Origin of the sequence: Micrococcus sp. IITD107 (assembly GCF_041927415.1) — a bacterium.
Classification (GTDB): Bacteria; Actinomycetota; Actinomycetes; order Actinomycetales; family Micrococcaceae; genus Citricoccus; species Citricoccus terreus.
The window spans coordinates 232,620-252,059 of sequence record NZ_JBHFFN010000004.1 but is presented as its reverse complement, the minus strand read 5'-3'; the positions used below and the strand labels follow the sequence as shown (position 1 = coordinate 252,059).

The following is a 19,440-nucleotide window of genomic DNA, read 5'->3' as shown; positions in this document are numbered from 1 at the left end:
GTGGCTGGTGGGGCGACGGATGACCACGTCCGTGGGCTGGACGGCCCTGGGGACGTTGCTGCTGTCCTCTCTGCTCGGCATCTGGGGCTATGTCACCCTGACGGCTCAGCCGCAGCACACGGTGCAGATCACCGTGGACGAGGGCCTTCCCTGGCAGATCACCCAGGCCACCGTGGACGCTGCCACGGCCGATGCCCCTGTGCGGTCCTGGGAACAGGTCACCCTTCGCGTGACGGACCAGTACTTCACCACGGCTCAGCGGCCTGGCCTCCACCGAACGCCAGGCCTGGAGCACCGCGGCTCGGGATGTGCCGGGATTCACGGCGCAGGCCCGACTGCTGGCCGAGCAGACCGAGGCACTCCTGGCCGCCGGTGAGGTGCTCACCGGTTCCCGGACAGGGCAGGGCGTCTTGGACCGAGTGGCCGACCCTCTCGTCACGGCGGCGAGGAGCCTGCAGGCGCGCCTGCGCACGGCGCCGCCAGGAACGGTCCAACCCGGTCGACTGGACGAGTTGGACGAGGCGGTCCTCGCCCTGCTGGCCGTGGTCCAGAAGGACGCCCCGTCCGATGCGCCCGGCATCAGTGCCTCAGGTCGGAGCGATTGGGACCGGGCCGAGCGTCGGCTCACGGGAGTCGCACGAAGCATCAGATCCGACCTCGAACGATTCCCGCTCGGCCGCACGGCAGAACGAGAACCGAGTCACACATCGAGTGACACCCAGCTGCGGAACGGTCTGGGCCTGACGCTCCGCCAGGACGGAGGAGCCGGGCGCGCTCTGGCTCAGACCCAGGCCGTGACGACCGCTCTGCTGGGAGAGCCGGAGGGCGCGATGTCCGCCCCGACGTCGAGTGCCGTTCGTTCTGACACCGGGGATTCACCCGCGACGCGCGGCGGTGGGCAGTGGTGGAGAGGCCAGCGTGACTCGGGCACCGTGACGGCGGCCGGCACGCTGCGCAGCGGCGGAGAGGCTGGGGTGCAGGGCCTCCGACTGACCGGACGCGGATGGCTGGCGGCCACCCTGCTGAGCCTGGTGATCGCGCAGACGCTGGCCGGCGCGTGGGCTGAACGGGCACCGCCCCATCAATCCTGGGACCTGCAGGGACGGGAGGCCATCCGCAGTCTGGTGGTGGATGGCCCGAACCTGGGCATCAGCCCTGAGCGGGTGCTGGACCGGATCGACGGCAGCTTCCCGGAGCAGCTGGACGTGGTCGTCGCCGTCCGCGCTGCGGAGGCCTATGTCACTCCCGAGCCGGTCGACGGGGAGCTGCACCCAGGAGACGTGGTGCATGCGGAGGTCCACTCGGTGATCGAGGGAGCGCAACGCATCCGTGCTGAGTTCCCCGAGCGGATCGACCCTGACACCGGGGAGCTGCTGACGGGGCAGGTGATCGTGCCGATCCTGGTCTGGGAGGACGGGCGTCGGTCCATGATGGACACCCAGCTGCCGCGACCACTGGTCGGAGGGCACGCCTTCAGCGGTGGGAATCCGGGGTTGCTGACCGGAGTGGAGGCGGTCTCGCTGGACGGGCGGGTGGCCAGCGCGCTCGCCGATGTCGCTCGAGACCTGCAGACCGATCCAGCGGACCTGGTGGAGGACCTCAGCGAGGAGAGCCTCCGGCTGCTGCTGACCCTGATGCTGACCGTGCTGATCCTGGCCCTGGTCGCCCTCGTGGAGTCGTTCGCGTCCTTCGCCTGGGGGCTGCGCGGCATCGGCTCGTTGAGCCGCTCTGGCCGTCGTCTGCGGACCGTGCGCCGGGAACTGGGACAGCTGCTGCTGGAGCTCGACCGCACCCGACTGGACCGCGTGGCCGTCCTGGGTGCCGGGCCCGCCGGCTCTCCGCAGGAGGCGGAGCAGAGACTCTACGAGCGGGCCCTGGCCTCGGCCTGGTGCGATACCGAGGACCTGGGCAACCTGACCATCGGCCAGCGGCTGCGTGGCCAGGCTGAACCGCGGTTGGAGCGCCTCGAGCAGGCCGTGGCGCTGCTGCAGGATCGCGACAGCGATGTGGCGGATCGAGCCGCGCGGGTCCTCTCTCTGGCTCGCTGACAGGGCGCACGATGAGCGCCTGTGGGACAGATCACCACGGGTCTGTGCGGCCGGCGGCGCGTGGTTAGACTGACCGGCGGCCCGGCGGGATCGCCGAGCGCACCCCACACCTCAGGAGCTGATCGTCATGTCATCCGCCGCCTTCCGCGGGATCTCCGTCCGCGCCGCCGCCCTCAGTGCCGTCGCCCTGTTGGCCCTGACCGGGTGCAGCGGAGGGTCTGACCAGGACGGCACCGAGCAGCCCACCGCAGCTTCGTCCTCGACCCAGGCCTCAGGCTCGGCCACCGAGGAGTCCACCGCAGAGACCGAGGCCCAGCCCGTCTCCTTCGAGCCCGGGGACTGCCTCACCGCCGGCCCCGGCATCCGCAACGTCGCCTCCTTCCAGAAGGTGGACTGCGAGGGCGAGCACACGGCCGAGTACCTGTGGTCGGTGCCGGAGTCCGATCCGGCCGATGAGGACGCCCCGGACACCGAGGCCGCCTGCCGTGCCCAGACCGAGGAGTACCTGGACGAGGTCGATGTGCCGCTGACCGCCACCGAGCTGCGCAACGCGTCCGACCAGTCCCAGCACTGCATCGTCTATTCGGTCACCGACCCGTGGACCGGTCAGATCGTGGACGCCTCCGTCACCCTGGATGATGCCCTCGCCCAGCAGTGATCCATTCCGGCCGGTCCGGAGCTCCCCACCGGGAGACCGGACCGGCTGTCCGTCACGGGCATGCGCGTGAGACGACCTGCGCGCTCGGGTGGCGCTGCCTGACGGAGTGTCGGGCATCCGGCCCGGGACTGCCCCCGCGCACAGCCCGGGACTAGGCTCTGGAATCATGAACGAGCCCGTCAGCATCAGCCCCCGCCCGGTCCTGGACACCCTGCCCGCCTACGCCGCAGGCAAGCCGCCGGCCGCCGTCGAGGGCCTGGTGGCCTACAAGCTGGCCTCCAATGAGAATCCCTACGGCCCTGTCCCTGCCGTGCGCGAGACGATCGCCGAGTTCGATGCGATCAGCCGCTACCCGGACCCGCTGGCCACGATGCTGCGTGAACGCCTGGCCGAACACCTGGACGTGCCTGCCGCGGACATCGTCACCGGGGCCGGCTCCCTGGGCGCGCTGACCCAGATCATCAACACCTTCGCCGGCGCCCGCCCGGACGGCACCCAGGACGAGGTCATCTTCCCGTGGCGCTCGTTCGAGGCCTACCCGATCGTGGTGCGCACCTCCGGCGCGAAGGACGTGCAGGTCCCGCTGACCGAGGACTTCCGGCACGACCTGCAGGCCATGGCCGCCGCCATCAACGACCGCACCCGCGTCATCCTGCTGTGCACCCCCAACAACCCCACCGGGCCGATCCTGACCACCGAAGAGGTGGAGGGCTTCTTGGCCCAGGTGCCCCCGCATGTGCTGGTGGTGATCGACGAGGCCTACCTGGAGTTCATCCGGGACGAGGGCGCCGTGGACGGGATCGAGATGTACCGCCGCCACCAGAACGTCGTGGTGCTGCGGACCTTCTCCAAGGCCCACGGCCTGGCCAACCTGCGGGTGGGCTACTCGGTCTCCCACCCCCACATCACCCAGTACCTGCGCGTGATCGCCACCCCCTTCGCCGTGTCCAGCCTGGCCGAGCGCTCGGCCGTGGCCTCCCTGGACCACCTGGACCAGGTGATGGAGCGCGTGGACCAGGTGGTCTCCGAGCGTGAGCGCGTGGTGCAGGGCCTGCAGGACGCCGGGTGGGACGTGCCGGACACCCAGGCCAACTTCGTCTGGCTGCCCCTGGGCGAGCGCACCCCGGAGTTCGTGGCCGCGGCCGAACGCCAGGCGCTGTCCGTACGCGGCTTCGGCACCGAGGGCGTGCGGGTCTCGATCGGTGAGGTGGAGGCCAACACCCGGTTCCTGGAGCTGGTCCGCGCGTTTGGGGCCTGATCCGCGCCAGCCCGAGCCGGGACGTCTCGGCCCACGGGACCGTGCCGTCTTCTACTGAGGGGTAACACCCCGCGGGTCTAGTCTGGTTCCCGTGCCGGCGGCCCCTGTGCCGGTGCGGAAGGAGACTCCACGTGGAACAGCCGCGCCCCGGTGCGCCCGCAGCCCAGCTGCCGGAGGGTGCCGTCAGCCTTCTGGACCGCGAGGGGTCGCTGCAGCGCGATGAGCGCTTCGCCCGTTACCTGCCGTACCTGGACACTCTGACCGAGGACCGGATGCGCCAGATGTACCGGTGGATGGTCACCGAGCGTCGGCTGGACCGTGAAGCCACGTCCCTGCAGCGGCAGGGGCAGCTGGCCCTGTGGGTGCCGGCGATCGGTCAGGAGGGTGCCCAGGCCGGTGCCCTGGCCGCACTGCACCAGGACGACTGGATCTTCCCCACCTACCGTGAACACCTGATGGCCCTGGCCCGCGGGGTCACCCCGCGCCAGCTGCTGCTGCTCTTCCGCGGGGCGGCCCACGCCGGATGGGACGCCGAGCAGCACCGTGTCCAGCCCTACACCCTGGTGCTGGCCGCCCAGACCCTGCACGCCACCGGATACGCCTGGGGCATCGCGCGCGACCAGGCCGGCTGGGACCAGGACCGCCGCGCCCAGGACGGTCAGATCACCCTGGCCTGCTACGGGGACGGCGCGTCCTCGGAAGGCGATGTCCACGAGTCCATGGTGTTCGCCGCCAGCTACGACCTGCCCGTGGTCTTCTTCTGCCAGAACAACCACTGGGCGATCTCCGTGCCCTCCAGCACCCAGACCCGCGTCCCCCTGGCCCGCCGTGCGGCCGGCTACGGATTCGAGGGCGTCACCGTGGACGGCAACGACCCCCTGGCCGTCTACGCCGTGACCGCCTGGGCCGCCGAGCAGGCCCGCACCGGAGCTGGCCCCGTGCTGGTCGAGGCGGACACCTACCGCGTGGGCGCCCACACCACGGCGGACGACCCCACCAAGTACCGCACCGCCGAGGAGGAGCAGGCCTTCGCCGCCCTGGATCCGCTCACCCGGTTCGAGACACACCTGCGCGCCACCGGTGTGCTGGACGACGCCTTCGCCGCGGAGGTCCACGAAGAGGCTGAACAGCTGGCCGCCCAGACCCGCGAGGCCGTGCTGGGCATGACCCCGGAGACCATCGGCACCCTGGACGACGTCTTCGCCCACACCTACGCCGAGCCCCACCCGCTGATCGAGGAGGAGCAGGCCTGGCACCACCAGTGGCAGGCCGGGTTCGCGGATCTGGAGACCGCGCCGGAGGTCGCCGGCGGCGAGAGCACCGTCCCCGTGGACGGCCCGGAGGGAGCACCCGCATGAGCACCAGCCAGATTCCCGACGGCGGCCCCGTCGCCTCGAGCGCCCAGCAGCCCGTTCCGCAGACCGAGACCCTGACGATCGCCAAGGCGATCACCCGCGCGCTCGCCGACGAGCTCGCCGCGGATGAAAAGGTCCTGCTGATGGGCGAGGACATCGGTTCGCTGGGCGGGGTGTACCGCGTGACGGAGGGACTGAAGGCCACCTTCGGCGCCGACCGTGTGGTGGACTCGCCCCTGGCCGAGTCCGGGATCATCGGCACCTCGATCGGCCTGGCCATGCGTGGCTACCGCCCGGTGGCGGAGATCCAGTTCGACGGCTTCGTCTTCCCCGGGTTCAACCAGATCACCACGCAGCTGGCCAAGATGCGCGCCCGCACCCAGGGCACACGCGAGGTCCCGGTGACCATCCGCATCCCGTACGGCGGGGGCATCGGGTCCATCGAGCACCACTCGGAGTCGCCGGAGGCCCTGTTCACGCACACCCCCGGACTGCGCGTGATCACCCCGTCCAACGCGCATGACGCCTACTGGATGACCCGTCAGGCCATCCAGTGCCAGGACCCCGTGATCGTCTTCGAGCCCAAGCGCCGGTACTGGCTGCGCGGCGAGGTGGACACCAGCCCCGCCGCCGGAGACGCCCAGCCCAGCCCCTTCCGTGCGGTGACCGTGCGGCAGGGAAGCGATGCGACCGTCGTCGCGTGGGGGCCCTTGGTGCCGGTGGCCCTGGCCGCCGCGCAGGCCGCTGAGGAGGATGGCCGGTCCCTCGAGGTGATCGACCTGCGCTCGCTCTCCCCGGTGGACTTCGACGCCCTGCAGGCCTCCGTGGAGCGCACTGGACGCATGGTGATCGCCCATGAGGCGCCCACGTTCGGCGGGCTCGGCGGGGAGATCGCCGCGCGGCTGATGGAGCGCTCGTTCCTGCACCTGGAGGCCCCGATCCTGCGCGTCGGCGGCTTCCACCTGCCCTACCCGCCCTCCCGTGTGGAGGAGCACTACCTGCCGGACCTGGACCGGATCCTGGACGCCGTGGACCGGCTGTTCACGTACTGACGAGAAGTGAGACGAGAGAGCGCCATGGAGATCTTCACCCTTCCCGACGTCGGCGAGGGCCTGACCGAGGCCGAGATCACCGAGTGGAAGGTCGCCGTGGGGGACCCGGTGGCCGTCAACGACGTCCTCTGCGAGATCGAGACCGCCAAGTCCCTGGTCGAGCTGCCCAGCCCGTATGCGGGCACGGTGCGCGAACTGATGGTGCCGGTGGGCGAGACGGTCGAGGTCGGCACGCCGATCATCGGGATCGCCACGGACGGAGAGGCCGGCGCGGGGGAGAGCGGGCCGGGGGATGAGGCCGGCTCCAGCGAGCCTGCCCCCACCACGGAGCCCCCGACGACGCCCGGCACCTCGGGCGATCAGGTCGCCTCGGTGACTGGTCAGGTGAGTGAGGCAGAGCAGGACGCCGGCTCCACGTCGCAGCCGGGGCAGCCGGTGCAGACGCAGGCCGCCCTGGTGGGCTCCGGTCCGAAGGCCGACCCGGTGAAGCGCCGGCCACGCACCAACCGTCCGGCCCCGGCGGCACAGCCCCCACGTGCGAGCGCGACAAGCACCGCATCAGAGCCCGCGCCCACCCCTGCACCAGCGCGCGACGCCGCGCCCGCGCCTGCACCCGCACGCGAGGCCGCCTCCCAGACTCCCGCGTCCACGCACGAGGAGGGCACCGCTGAGCCCTCGGCGCTCACCCCACCCTCGGCACCCACCCCACCCGCGGCACCCACCCCACCCCAGGCTCCCGTGGGCCGGGGCCGGAAGCTGCCGGCCGCCGTCGGGAATGCCGTGCAGGATGTGGCCGGACTCTGGTCCAAGGTGCTGGCCAAGCCGCCGGTGCGCCGGATCGCCAAGGAGCTGGGCGTGGACCTGACCCAGGTGCGCGCCACGGGTCAGCACGGGGAGATCACCCGCACGGACGTGGAGAACTACCTGGCGGAGCGAGAGACGTACATCGAGCAGTCCGGTGGGTTCTGGATGCCGGACAGCGGGGACAACGAGCACCGCACCGAGCGGATCAAGGTCAAGGGCGTGCGCCGGGCCACCGCCGCGGCCGTGGCGCAGTCCTACCGGGAGGCCCCGCACGTCTCGATCTTCGTGGACGTGGACGCCAGCCGGACTATGGAGTTCGTGCAGCGGCTGAAGAAGAACCCGGACTTCGAAGGAGTCAAGGTCACCCCGCTGCTGATCCTGGCCAAGGCCGTGATCTGGGCGGCCGCGCGGAACCCGCACGTCAACGCCACCTGGACGGACGAGGAGATCCTGGTCAAGCACTACATGAACCTGGGGATCGCGGCCGCCACGCCCCGGGGACTGCTGGTGCCGAACATCAAGAACGCCAACGAGCTGTCCCTGCGTGAGCTGGCCGTGGAGCTGACCGCCCTGACCAAGCGGGCCCGGGACGGCAAGACCCAGCCGCGGGAGATGGCCGACGGCACCATCTCCATCACCAACATCGGGGCCCTGGGGATCGACATCGGCACGCCCATCATCAACCCGGGCGAGGTGGCGATCGTGGCGTTCGGGACCATCAAGCAGAAGCCGTGGGTGGTCTCCGGCGAGGTCATCCCGCGCTGGATCACCACCCTGGGCGGCTCGTTCGACCACCGCGTGGTGGACGGGGACCTCTCCGCGCGGTTCATGGCGGACGTGGCCGCGATCATGGAGGAGCCCGCGCTGCTGCTGGAGTGATGCCGGTACTCCGGGGCATCCTGTTGATCCAGAAGCAGTGGCGACCATGGGAGTCCATGGTCGCCACTGCTTCTGGATCAACGTGGGTCCTGAGGTGGTCCGGCCCGCCCCGGGGCCGGCCGACCAGCGCTTCCCTGCATTGAGACGCTCGGCGTCTCGACCCAGATGTTCTGAGTATGGTCAATTGTTGATGATGTCAACTAGTGTGGGGTGGATCACCCCCACATCTGCATCGTCTCAGGAGTCGTCATGACCAGCATCACCCCGCGCGCATCCCGCCGCACCGTCGCCCGCCGGTCCTTCATGGGCCTCACCGCCATGGCCGCCATCGCCTTCACCGCGGCCTGTGGATCCGGCTCACCTTCCGGCGGGGCCGGTGAGCAGTCCGGCTCGGGTGCCGCCGCCGAGGGCGAGCTGCAGACCGTCAACGTCGGCGTGATCCCCATTGTGGACACGGCGGCCATCTGGCTCGGTGAGGACGAGGGCATCTTCGAGAAGCACGGCCTGGACCTGGAGCTGCAGACGGCCTCCGGGGGTGCTGCGATCGTCCCGGGAGTGGTCTCCGGGGACTATGACTTCGCCTTCTCCAACCTCGTCTCGATCATGGTCGCCCAGGACAAGGGCATCGACCTGAAGGTCGTGGCCAACGGCGTGACTGCCGCGGACGGTGACGAGGACTTCGGGGCCGTCATGGTCAAGGACGACTCTCCCATCCAGTCCGCCAAGGACCTGGAGGGCAAGACCGTCTCGGTGAACAACCTCTCCAACATCGGCGACGTCACCATCAAGAACGCCATCAAAGCCGACGGCGGTGACCCGTCCTCGGTGGAGTTCATGGAGATCGGCTTCCCGGACGCCCCCGCCGCGCTCGAGTCCGGCCAGGTGGACGCCGCATGGGTGCTGGAGCCCTTCCTGACCTCCGTCCTGGATCAGGGTGGTCGCGTGGTGGCCTACAACCACACCGCCATGGATCCCGAGCTGGACATCGCGGCCTACTTCACCAGCGCCCAGACCGCCGAGCAGGATCCGGAGCTGGTGCAGAAGTTCACTGACGCCATGAACGAGTCTCTGGAGTTCGCCCAGGCCAACCCGGACCGTGTGCGCGAGATCGTGGGCACCTACACCCAGATCGACGAGGAGACGCGCGAGAAGATGATCATGCCTCGCTTCAAGGCTGAGTTCAACGTCGAAGCCGATCAGAAGCTGGCCGACGCCGCCGCCGAGTATGGCGTGGTCGGCACGGCTCCGGACATGTCCGAGATGCTGCCCTGATCCACGGATCACCTCTGGAGGGTCAGCTCTCCTTCCCGACGGCGTCTCGGCGGGTGTTCTGAGGATCTCTCCTCGGGGCGCCCGCCGGGCCGGTCGTGGGCCCGCAGCCACGAGTCAGATCATTGAGACGCAGAACGATTGATCTCTTGAATGATTGATCCTGAGGCACTAGCCTAATTCCACCCTGTGGTGCACGTCACAGGGCATCCTTCCCCAGTCATCCCCACCAGTCTCGAGCGGAGCGTCAGCACAGATGACGGACCAGACTTCCACCCCCGGTGCGCCGGACCCTCGTGGTCCTGGCGGTCCGGACCGAGAGACGGAGGTCGAGCGGCTGCACCGCCTCGAGGCCTCGTCCGGTTCGGCTCGCCGCCGTGGCGACACTCGGCGGCACACGGACGCGGCCACGGTGGCCGCCCTTGACATCCCCACCCGTCCTGACGCCAATGCCCCGATCACCTCGGTGGCCCAGGCCGGAGCCACGGGTCGGGCCACCGGCATGGGTCCGGGTATGGCCCGGCGTCGTGGCCGGCGCAGCTGGAGCATCAAGCTGCTGGGCTTGGCAGGCATCCTCGGGTTCCTGCTGACCTGGGAGCTGGTGCCGCGGCTGGGCATCGTGGACGCGCGGTTCATGCCGCCGGCCTCGGAGGCGATCGCCGCGCTGTTCCGCAACTTCGGACTGACCGCGTTCTGGGAGGCCGTGGGGGACACCATGCTCGCCTGGGCCCTGGGCATGCTGATCGCCGTCTCGCTGGCCGCGGTGCTGGGGTTCATCATCGGCTCCTCCACCTTCCTGCGTCGGTTCACCAACTCCACGATCGAGTTCATGCGGCCGGTGCCCTCGGTGGCGCTGATCCCGCTGGCGGTGCTGCTGTTCGGCGTGAAGATCGAGTCCTCGCTGATGCTGATCGTCTACGCCTCGTTCTGGCAGGTGCTGATCCAGGTGCTGTACGGGGTGGCTGATGTGGACAACGTGGCCATGAACACGGCCCGTTCCTACGGTCTGGGTCCGTTCGCCCGGCTGCGCTATGTCATCTTCCCCACCACGTTGCCGTACCTGATGACCGGTGTGCGTCTGGCGGCGGCCGTGGCGCTGATCCTGGCGGTGACCGCTCAGCTGATCATCGGCACCCCGGGTCTGGGCAATGAGATCGCCAAGGCCCAGTCCGGCGGTGCCACGGCCGCCATGTACGCCCTGGTGCTGGCCACCGGCCTGCTGGGCGTGATCATCAATCTGGTCATGCGGGTGATCGAGCGACGTGTGCTGGCTTGGCACTCCTCGGTCCGGACGGAGGTCGCCAAGTGAAGTACCTGAAGGGATTCCTCTACGTCGTCGCTCTGCCGGTGATCCTGCTGAGCATCTGGTTCTTCGCCACCACCGGTGAGCCGAACTTCTTCGTTCCCACCCCGGCCGTGCTGGCCGAGGCCTTTGGGGAGACCTGGACCTGGGACCGGATGACCACGGACGTCTTCCCGTCCCTGGGCCGTCTGGCCGTGGGCATCGTCTGCTCGATCCTGATCGGGATCGTCGGCGGTCTGCTGATCGGCTCGATCCGCTGGCTGCGCGCCCTGCTGGAGCCGACCATGGAGTTCTTCCGGGCCATCCCTCCCACCGTGCTGATCCCGGTGCTGATGCTGCTGGTCGGTGTGGGCGATGAGATGAAGGTCGCGGTGATCATCTTCGGCGCGGTCTGGCCGATCCTGCTGAACACCATCGAGGGCGTGCGCTCCATGGACGAGGTTCTGGCCGACACCACGCACACCTATGGGATCACCGGGTTCAACCGGGTCCGCTACCTGATCCTGCCCTCGGCCATGCCCCAGATCATGGCCGGCATCCGCCAGTCCCTCTCGATCGCCCTGATCCTGATGGTGATCTCGGAGATGTTCGCCTCCTCCTCGGGCCTGGGCTTCGCGATCGTGCAGTTCCAGCGTTCCTTCGCCATCCCAGAGATGTGGTCCGGCATCGTCGTGCTGGGCCTGATCGGCGTGACCATGTCGTTCATCTTCCAGGCCGTCGAGCGCGTGGTGCTGCGCTGGTACCACGGACTGAGGGAGATCGAGAATGCAGCCTGAGCCCAGCCCCCATCCTGACCAGACCTCCATCCCCACCCCTGAAGGGACCCCCTCCATGAGCACGGAGAACACTCCCGGCGCCTCCTCCGAGCACGTCGCCGGCTCCTCGGTCGCAGACCTGACCGCCTCGACCGCCACCTCCACCACCGGCCAGCCCGACGGCGGCTCCCTCGCCTCGGGTGCTCAGGTCACCGATCGCCCTGCCGCACCGGCAGGGGAGTCTGAGGTGGTGAACCAGGGCAGCGTCCAGGAGACGGCCGACGGCCTGCTGCCGGTGGGTCGCACTCAGCCGGACGGGGAGGCGATGCTCTCGGTGCGGAATCTGAAGAAGGTCTACCACACCGACGGCGGCGACATCGAGGCCGTCCGCAACCTCACCTTCGACCTGCCCCAGGGCGAGCTGGCCTGCCTGGTGGGCCCCTCGGGTTCGGGCAAGACCACCCTGCTCAAGTGCATCTCCGGACTGCTGGCACCGACCTCCGGTGAGGTGATGCTGCATGGCAAGAAGGTCACCGGTCCGCCCAAGTCCATGGCCGTGGTCTTCCAGGAGTACGGCCGGTCCCTGTTCCCGTGGATGCGGGTGCGGGACAACGTGGAGCTGCCCCTGAAGAACCAGGGTGTGGACAAGGCCAAGCGGGACGAGCTCGTGGACAACGCACTGGAGGCCGTCGGCCTGGCCCATGTGCCCAAGTCCTACCCCTGGCAGCTCTCTGGCGGCATGCAGCAGCGCGTGGCGATCGCTCGTGCGGTGGCCTACCAGCCTGAGGTGCTGCTGATGGACGAGCCCTTCGCCGCCGTGGACGCCCAGACCCGTGCTGACCTGGAGGACCTGGTGCGCCGGGTCTGGAAGCAGCTGGGCGTCTCGGTGCTGTTCGTCACCCACGACATCGATGAGTCCGTGTACCTGGGCCAGCGCGTGATCATCCTGTCCTCCTCGCCCACCGTGGTCCAGCAGGACGTGCTGGTGGACCTGCCGGACGAGCGCGACCAGCTCGAGACCCGCTCCTCGCAGCGGTTCTCCGAGCTGCGCCACCACGTCTACGAGCAGATCCAGCTGGCCAAGAAGGGCTTCCGCCCCGAGGACAGCCTCCAGGCCGGATCCGGTCACCGCGGCTGACCCGAGCCACCCGGCACTCCGGGGCATTCTGTTGATCCAGAAGCAGTGGCGACCATGGGAGTCCATGGTCGCCACTGCTTCTGGATCGGCGCGTGTCCTGAGCTGGTCCGGCCCCGCCCCGCACTGGCCTAAGGTCGAGGCATGAGCTCACCTGAGGACCGTGCCGCGGCCCCCGCCGCGCACCCCGCACACTCCTCACATGACTCCACCCTGGACCGGCTGATCCGGATCCTGGACGCCTTCGAAACCGACCGTCCGGTGCTCCACGTGGCGGCACTGGCCCGCCGCGCGAACCTGCCCCTGCCCACCGCCTACCGCTGGGTGGACCGACTCGTCGGTGCCGGGCTGCTCCAGCCGCACGAGGACGGGACGGTCGGGCCTGGGCTGCGCCTGTGGGAACTCGCCGCCCGCTCGGCGCCCACCACCTCCCTGCGGGATGCCGCCCGCCCGTTCATGGACGATGTCCAGGCCGTCCTGCGCCAGCACACCCAGCTCGCCGTGTTGGACGAGGACGGCGTGCTGGTCATCGAACGCCTCTCCGCCCGCGGTGCCGTGGCCAACCAGGCCAGCGTGGCCGGCCGACTGCCCACCTTCACCACAGCGCTCGGTCTGGTGCTGCTGGCGCATGCGCGCCGCCACGTGACGGAGGCGTTCCTCGCCTCCCATCAGGACGCGCTGGGCCAGCCTCTGGTCTGGGGGACAGGGCACGACGTCGGCTCAGCCAGGGGAGTGCTCAACCCCACCGCGGCGGTGCTCCGGCAGCAGATCGCTGAGGTGCGTCGGCTCGGGTATGCGGCGCTGGACGGCCAGGTGGACGATGAGACCACCGGCGTGGCCGTGCCCATCCTGGGCGGCGACGGGACCATGCTAGCGGCACTGGGCGTCGTCGTGCCTCGCCATTCTGACCTGGCACCCGGTCTGGCTCCCATGCTCCTGGCGGCCGCGCGGGGCATCTCTCGAGCGCTTGCCTCACAGCCGGCCACGCATCCGTACCCTCACCTCCCGCAGGCATGATTCTCACTGAGTGAGAATGGCCGGGACGTGCACCTGTCACCTCGCTCACACTGGGCAGAACGCCCTGTTCCGTGAGGTCCGTGCACGTCCTGTGCGGACCGGGGGACCCGCACCGCCGACGAAGGAGTCCTGCATGAGCGCACCGGAGAACATCACCCGCACCACGGTGGGGATCGTCGGCGGAGGCCCGGCTGGCCTGCTGCTCTCCCACCTGCTCTCACAGCAGGGGATCGAGAACGTGGTGCTGGAGAAGCGGGACCACGAGACCATCGCCAACACGCACCGCGCGGGCATCCTGGAGCAGCAGGCGGTGACGATGCTCACCGAGACCGGCGTGGACGGCCGCGTGCTGACCGAAGGTGATGAGCACTCCGGCATCAACCTGCGGTTCAACGGCGAGTCCCACCTGCTGGACTTCCCGGACCTGGTGGACGCCACCGTCACCCTGTACGCGCAGAACGAGGTCTTCGTGGACCTGGCCGCCGCCCGGAAGCGGGACGGCGGGGACGTGCGCTACGAGTGCGAGGTCGTGGAAGTGCTGGACCTGAAGACGGACACCCCCAAGGTCCGCTTCCATGACCTCTCCGCAGGCGGGGACCCGAACCAGCTGCAGGAGCTGCACTGCGACATCCTGGTGGGCGCGGACGGCTCGCGCTCATTCTGCCGCCGCGCGGTGGGCGAGGCCGAGGGCCACCGGGACTTCAAGATCGAGTACCCCTTCGCCTGGTTCGGCATCCTGACCGGGGCTCCCAAGTCCTTCCCGGAGCTGATCTACGCCAACTCCCCGCACGGCTTCGCGCTGATCTCGCAGCGCTCGGAGACCGTGCAGCGCATGTACTTCCAGTGTGATCCGGGCGAGAACGTGGACGACTGGTCGGACGATCGGATCTGGTCCGAGCTGCAGAAGCGCGTGGACGGCCCGGACGGGTTCGAGCTCAAGACCGGCCCCATCTTCGACAAGACCGTCCTCGGCTTCCGCTCCTTCGTGCGCGAGCCCATGCGCCACGGCAACATGTTCCTGGCCGGCGACGCCGCGCACACCGTCCCGCCCACCGGCGCCAAGGGGCTGAACCTGGCGTTCGCAGACATCAAGGTGCTGTTCGAGGCGATCGAGTCCTATGTCTCCACCGGCTCGAAGGACCTGCTGGACGCCTACTCGGACACCGCGCTGAAGCGGGTCTGGAAGGCGCAGAACTTCTCCTACTGGATGACCAGCATGCTCCACACCCGCCAGGACGCCAATCCGTTCGAGACCAAGCGGGCCCTGGGCGAGCTGGAGACCGTGACCTCCTCGCGCTACGGCCAGCAGTACCTGGCCGAGTCCTACACCGGCTGGCCCCACGCCTGACGGGCCCACCTCACAGACCACCTTCCCGACGACGGCCACGCACCTCGCTTGGCCACCCCACCTCCCAGCCCCCCAGATTCCCCACAGAAAGGAGCAGCCCGTGAGCAAGGAACCCACCGCGGTCCCGTCGTCCTCCGGCGCGGCCGACCAGTCCGGTCAGGCACCTGCCGATGAGTCGTTCAACAACAGCCACGTGCTGGACCCCGCCGCGACGCAGGACTCCCAGGAGACCATCAACGCGGAGATGAAGCAGATCCACGACGCCGCCTCCGGGGAGACCCAGCCGCGCGTGAACTTCCCGCCGTACCGCAGCTCCCTGCTGCGCCACCCCACCAAGTCCATGCACCACGCGGACCCGGAGACCATCGAGCTGTGGTCCCCGGCGTTCGGACACCGGGATGTGCACACCCTGGAGTCGGACCTGACCATCCAGGGCAACGGAGAGCCGCTCGGCGAGCGGATCGTGGTGCGCGGGAAGATCCTGGACGGGGACGGACGCCCTGTGCGCGGCCAGCTCGTGGAGATCTGGCAGGCCAACGCCGCCGGCCGCTACGTGCACAAGCGGGATCAGCACCCGGCCCCGCTGGACCCGAACTTCACCGGCATCGGCCGCACCATCACCGGGGACGACGGCTCCTACCAGTTCACCACCATCAAGCCCGCGCCGTACCCGTGGAAGAACCACCACAACGCCTGGCGTCCGGCCCACATCCACTTCTCGCTGTTCGGCACCGACTTCACCCAGCGGATGATCACCCAGATGTACTTCCCGGGCGATCCGCTGTTCAGCCTGGACCCGATCTACCAGTCGATCACCGACCAGAAGGCCCGGGACCGCCTGGTGGCCACCTATGACCACAATGTCTCCACCCATGAGTGGAACACCGGCTACTACTGGGACATCGTGCTCAGCGGCAGCAACCGCACCTGGATGGAAGACGAGGAGGGCGATCACTGATGCGCGTGGACGTCAACGATCCCAACGCTGACCGCACCGCCGAGGGCAAGCTGGTCCCCACCCCGGGGCAGACCATCGGCCCGTTCTTCGGCTACGCCAACGGCTACGAGCAGGTCCACCTGCCCTTCCGGGATGGCCACCACCTGGTGCCGCCGACCCATCCGGATGCCGTGCGCCTGACCGGCACCGTGTATGACGGCAACGGCGATCCCATCCCGGACGCCATGCTGGAGATCTGGCAGGCGGACCAGAACGGTGAGATCCCCCAGGAGACCGGCTCGCTGGTCCGGGACGGCTGGACCTTCACCGGCTGGGGCCGCTGCGCGGTGGACAACGTGGGCACCTACACCTTCTCCACGGTGAACCCCGGTCCCACCGAGGACGGCAAGGCGCCGTTCATCCACCTGGTGGTCTTCGCCCGCGGTCTGCTGAACAAGCTGCACACCCGGATCTACTTGCCGGAGGACACCGAGGCCTTGGCCCAGGACCCGCTGCTGAGCTCGCTGGACGAGACCCGGCGCCAGACCCTGATCGCCGAGCGTCGCCCGGACGGCTCGCTGCACCTGGACATCTGGGTGCAGGGCCAGGGCGAGCACGCGGACAAGGAGACGGTGTTCCTGCAGTTCCCCGGGATCGACTACCCGCAGAACTGATCCGCACACCGCACGGCGGGCCGGGGTGCCTCACCAGAGGTCACCCTCGGCCCGCCCACTGCACTGAGCAGTACCCTGGACGGACCGGGACCACCCGCTCCGTCCAGCCCGCCAGCCCCCAGGAGTCACCCCGCCCATGACCAGCCCCGCCGAGCAGCACCCCCGTCAGGCTGACCCGTCCGCACCGGCCGCGCCGGACCGACTGTCCCTGCTGGCCGGAGCGGACACCGGGCTGCTCAACCCCGGCTGGGCCGGATCCCCGGTGGCCCAGGAGACCTCGGACGCCGCGTTCCTGCGCCACATGCTTCAGGTGGAGGCCTCCTGGACCGCTGTGCTGGCCGAGCACGGCCTGGCCACCGCCGAACAGGCCGAAGCCGCTGAGCAGGCCTGCGACCCCTCCGCCTACGACCTCGTCGCCCTGGCCCACGCCGGACAGGACGGCGGCAACCCGCTGATCCCCGCGCTCAAGGCCCTGCGGGAGCACCTCTCCGGGGTCGCCGGGGCGTCGGGGGCCGTGCACGTGGGCGCCACCAGTCAGGACATCATCGACACCGCCCTGATGCGGATGACCACCCAGGCCACCGCCGCCATCCTGCGGGACGTGAGGGCCGCCGTCGGGAGCCTGGTGGAGCTGGCGCGCACCCACCGCCAGACGCCCATGGTGGCCCGCTCCCTGGCCCAGCACTCGCTGCCCTCCACCTTCGGACTGCGTGCCGCGAACTGGCTGGACGGGCTGGCCCAGGCCGGGCGCCGGCTCGAGACCGCCACCGCCGAGCTGCCCCTCCAGTGGGGTGGGGCGGCCGGGACCATGGCCGCGCTGTCCGGCAAGGTCGCCGAGGCGCACCGGCAGGGGATTCTCGACGACGGCACCGGCACCTTCCAGCTGATCGAGGCCTTGTCCGCGCGTCTGGGTCTGAGCACGCCCGCGGGGCCCTGGGACACCAACCGGATGCCGGTCACCGGGGTGGCGGCGGCGCTGGCCGATGTGGTAGCCGCCTGCGGGAAGATCGCCAATGACGTGCTGATCTCCGCCCGGATCGAGAACGGGGAGCTGGGCGAGCCGCTGGTGGCCGGTCGGGGCGGGTCCTCGGCCATGCCGCACAAGCAGAACCCCGTGCTCTCGGTGCTCATCCACTCCAGCGCCCTGTCCGCACCCGGGGCGCTGGCCCAGGTGTACACCGCGGCCGGGGCGGCCAACGAGGAGCGTCCGGACGGAGCCTGGCACACCGAGTGGCCGGCCCTGCGCCAGCTGCTGCGCACCGCCGGGGGCACTGCAGCGCGCACCGCCGAGCTGGTGGCCGGACTGCGCGTGGACGAGGACCGCATGCGGGAGAACCTGCACCGCACCGGCCCGCTGCTGGTCTCGGAACGGCTGATGTCCGAGCTGGCACCGCGGATCGAGCAGGCCCGCGGCGGCGAGCCCGGCTCCGGGAAGAAGCGGATCCAGGCGATCGTGGACCGCTCGCTCTCGGCCGCCCACGCCGCCGAGAACACCGGCGGGTCCGCACCGGAGAACTCCGCGGACTTCCGCACCCTGCTGCGTGAGGCGGCGCTGGACACGGTCTCGGACGAGGACCTGGAGACCATGCTGGACCCCGCGAACTACATCGGAGAGGCCACCGCACTGGTGGACCGGATCACCCAGAAGCACGAGGAATGGAGCCGAGCATGAGCACACCCCAGATCACCGCACTGGCCCTGACGGAGGCCGGCCAGGGCAAGGACGTCCTGGTGGTCGGCGCCGGGCTGGGCACCGGCGTGCAGGGACTGTGGCAGGAGGCCGCCGGTCAGCTGGCTGACCGCTTCCAGGTCATCGGGTGGGACCTGCCCGGCCACGGAGAGTCCCCGGCGCACGCCGATCCACTGTCCATCGCGGACCTGGCGAACGCCGTGGCGGACCTGGTGCGCGCCCAGCACGCCTCCGGCACCATCGCACCCGGGGCCAAGGTCTACTACGCCGGGGTGTCCGTCAACGGCGAGGTGGCCCTGCAGCTGGCTCTGGACCACGGGGACCTGTTCAGCGGGATCGCCGTGATCTGCTCGGCGGCCAAGATCGGTGAGGCTGAGGCCTGGCGCGAACGGGCCGCCACCGTGGAGGCCTCCGGCACGCCCACCATGGTGGAGGGATCGGCCCAGCGCTGGTTCGCCCCCGGGTTCATCGAGAAGCACCCCGAGCGCACCACCCGGCTGCTGCACGCCCTGCAGAACGCCGATCGGTTCTCCTACGCCCGGATCTGCGAGGCCCTGGCCGACTTCGACGTGCGCGAGCGGCTCGGGGAGATCAGCGTCCCGATCCTGGCCGTCACCGGCGCCCATGACCAGGTCTGCCCCCCGGCCCGAGGGGAGGAGATCGCCGGCGGCGTGCAGGACGGACGTGCGGCCGTGGTGCAGTCCGCCGCGCACCAGGCGCCGATCGAGGACCCCGAGGAGATGGCCCGACTGCTGAAGAAGAGGTTCGCCGCATGAGCACCCCGAACGCTGAGACTGCTGACGGCCAGCCCATCGGACACCGGATGGACGCCACCTCCCAGGAGGTCTACGACGCCGGCATGGCCGTGCGCCGCGAGGTCTTGGGCGCGGCCCACGTGGACCGCGCCGAGTCCAAGAAGGACGAGACCACCGAGGACTTCCAGAACCTGATCACCCGCTATGCGTGGGGGACGGTCTGGACCCGCCCCGGACTGGACCGGAGGATGCGCTCGGCGGTCACCATCTCGGCCATGGTCTCCGGCGGGTACTGGGACGAGTGCGCCATGCACCTGCGTGCCGCCCTGCGCAATGGGCTCACGCGGGAGGAGATCCAGGAGATCCTGCTCCAGACCGCTGTCTACTCCTCGGTTCCGGCCGCGAACATCGCCTTCAAGCTCGCCCAGGAGGTCTTCGCCCAGGTGGACGCCGACCTCGCCGACGGCAAGCCCCTCTGACCCCACCCCCACCCAGGCGCAAAG

General features: G+C 69.9%; 18 protein-coding genes. All 18 read left to right on the top strand.

Features of this window, described 5'->3' with window-relative positions:
* Window positions 1-19 precede the first annotated feature (19 nt).
* Window positions 20-376 carry a hypothetical protein gene (locus ACEXHE_RS09440; protein ID WP_374785610.1) on the top strand — a complete coding sequence of 119 codons (357 nt, stop codon included), beginning with the start codon at window positions 20-22 and terminating at the stop codon, window positions 374-376.
* Window positions 309-2,048: a hypothetical protein gene (locus ACEXHE_RS09435; protein ID WP_374785609.1), complete on the top strand. Its 1,740-nt coding sequence runs from the start codon at window positions 309-311 to the stop codon at window positions 2,046-2,048. Before ACEXHE_RS09440 ends, ACEXHE_RS09435 begins: the two co-directional genes overlap by 68 nt.
* 127 nt (window positions 2,049-2,175) lie before the next feature.
* Window positions 2,176-2,706 (top strand): hypothetical protein, encoded by a 531-nt coding sequence (locus ACEXHE_RS09430; RefSeq protein WP_374785608.1) that lies wholly within the window; start codon window positions 2,176-2,178, stop codon window positions 2,704-2,706.
* Between the two features lie 166 nt (window positions 2,707-2,872).
* Window positions 2,873-3,964, top strand: coding sequence for a histidinol-phosphate transaminase (locus ACEXHE_RS09425; RefSeq protein ID WP_260062767.1), 1,092 nt, complete (start codon window positions 2,873-2,875; stop codon window positions 3,962-3,964).
* Window positions 3,965-4,095: 131 nt separating this feature from the next.
* Window positions 4,096-5,322: a thiamine pyrophosphate-dependent enzyme gene (locus ACEXHE_RS09420; RefSeq protein WP_374785607.1), complete on the top strand. Its 1,227-nt coding sequence runs from the start codon at window positions 4,096-4,098 to the stop codon at window positions 5,320-5,322.
* Complete coding sequence (locus tag ACEXHE_RS09415) at window positions 5,319-6,371, top strand: alpha-ketoacid dehydrogenase subunit beta (RefSeq protein WP_277245896.1); 1,053 nt, start codon at window positions 5,319-5,321, stop codon at window positions 6,369-6,371. Before ACEXHE_RS09420 ends, ACEXHE_RS09415 begins: the two co-directional genes overlap by 4 nt.
* Window positions 6,372-6,395: 24 nt before the next feature.
* On the top strand, window positions 6,396-8,054 hold the full coding sequence (locus ACEXHE_RS09410) for a dihydrolipoamide acetyltransferase family protein (RefSeq protein ID WP_374785606.1): 1,659 nt from the start codon (window positions 6,396-6,398) through the stop codon (window positions 8,052-8,054).
* A 249-nt stretch (window positions 8,055-8,303) separates the two neighbouring features.
* Window positions 8,304-9,326 carry an ABC transporter substrate-binding protein gene (locus ACEXHE_RS09405; RefSeq protein ID WP_374785605.1) on the top strand — a complete coding sequence of 341 codons (1,023 nt, stop codon included), beginning with the start codon at window positions 8,304-8,306 and terminating at the stop codon, window positions 9,324-9,326.
* 499 nt (window positions 9,327-9,825) lie between these two features.
* The gene (locus tag ACEXHE_RS09400) at window positions 9,826-10,632 is read left to right on the top strand and encodes an ABC transporter permease (RefSeq protein ID WP_374785637.1); all 807 of its coding nucleotides are present in this window, start codon (window positions 9,826-9,828) and stop codon (window positions 10,630-10,632) included.
* Window positions 10,629-11,402: an ABC transporter permease gene (locus ACEXHE_RS09395; protein ID WP_374785604.1), complete on the top strand. Its 774-nt coding sequence runs from the start codon at window positions 10,629-10,631 to the stop codon at window positions 11,400-11,402. The genes ACEXHE_RS09400 and ACEXHE_RS09395 overlap by 4 nt, the downstream gene beginning before the upstream one ends.
* Before the next feature lie 304 nt (window positions 11,403-11,706).
* A complete protein-coding gene (locus tag ACEXHE_RS09390; RefSeq protein WP_091696016.1) occupies window positions 11,707-12,519 on the top strand; it encodes an ABC transporter ATP-binding protein in 813 nt (270 codons plus the stop codon).
* Window positions 12,520-12,660: 141 nt separating this feature from the next.
* On the top strand, window positions 12,661-13,533 hold the full coding sequence (locus ACEXHE_RS09385; protein WP_374785603.1) for an IclR family transcriptional regulator: 873 nt from the start codon (window positions 12,661-12,663) through the stop codon (window positions 13,531-13,533).
* Window positions 13,534-13,666: 133 nt separating this feature from the next.
* Window positions 13,667-14,881 (top strand): 4-hydroxybenzoate 3-monooxygenase, encoded by a 1,215-nt coding sequence (locus ACEXHE_RS09380; RefSeq protein WP_374785602.1) that lies wholly within the window; start codon window positions 13,667-13,669, stop codon window positions 14,879-14,881.
* 244 nt (window positions 14,882-15,125) lie between these two features.
* On the top strand, window positions 15,126-15,839 hold the full coding sequence (gene pcaH, locus ACEXHE_RS09375) for a protocatechuate 3,4-dioxygenase subunit beta (protein ID WP_277246086.1): 714 nt from the start codon (window positions 15,126-15,128) through the stop codon (window positions 15,837-15,839).
* Complete coding sequence (pcaG, locus tag ACEXHE_RS09370; RefSeq protein WP_091695502.1) at window positions 15,839-16,492, top strand: protocatechuate 3,4-dioxygenase subunit alpha; 654 nt, start codon at window positions 15,839-15,841, stop codon at window positions 16,490-16,492. The genes pcaH and pcaG overlap by 1 nt, the downstream gene beginning before the upstream one ends.
* A 136-nt stretch (window positions 16,493-16,628) precedes the next feature.
* Window positions 16,629-18,164, top strand: coding sequence for a lyase family protein (locus ACEXHE_RS09365; protein ID WP_374785601.1), 1,536 nt, complete (start codon window positions 16,629-16,631; stop codon window positions 18,162-18,164).
* Entirely contained in the window at window positions 18,161-18,958 is a 798-nt protein-coding gene (locus ACEXHE_RS09360) for an alpha/beta fold hydrolase (protein ID WP_285179265.1), read from the top strand. The genes ACEXHE_RS09365 and ACEXHE_RS09360 overlap by 4 nt, the downstream gene beginning before the upstream one ends.
* The gene (gene pcaC, locus ACEXHE_RS09355) at window positions 18,955-19,416 is read left to right on the top strand and encodes a 4-carboxymuconolactone decarboxylase (RefSeq protein ID WP_374785600.1); all 462 of its coding nucleotides are present in this window, start codon (window positions 18,955-18,957) and stop codon (window positions 19,414-19,416) included. Before ACEXHE_RS09360 ends, pcaC begins: the two co-directional genes overlap by 4 nt.
* Window positions 19,417-19,440: the final 24 nt, after the last annotated feature.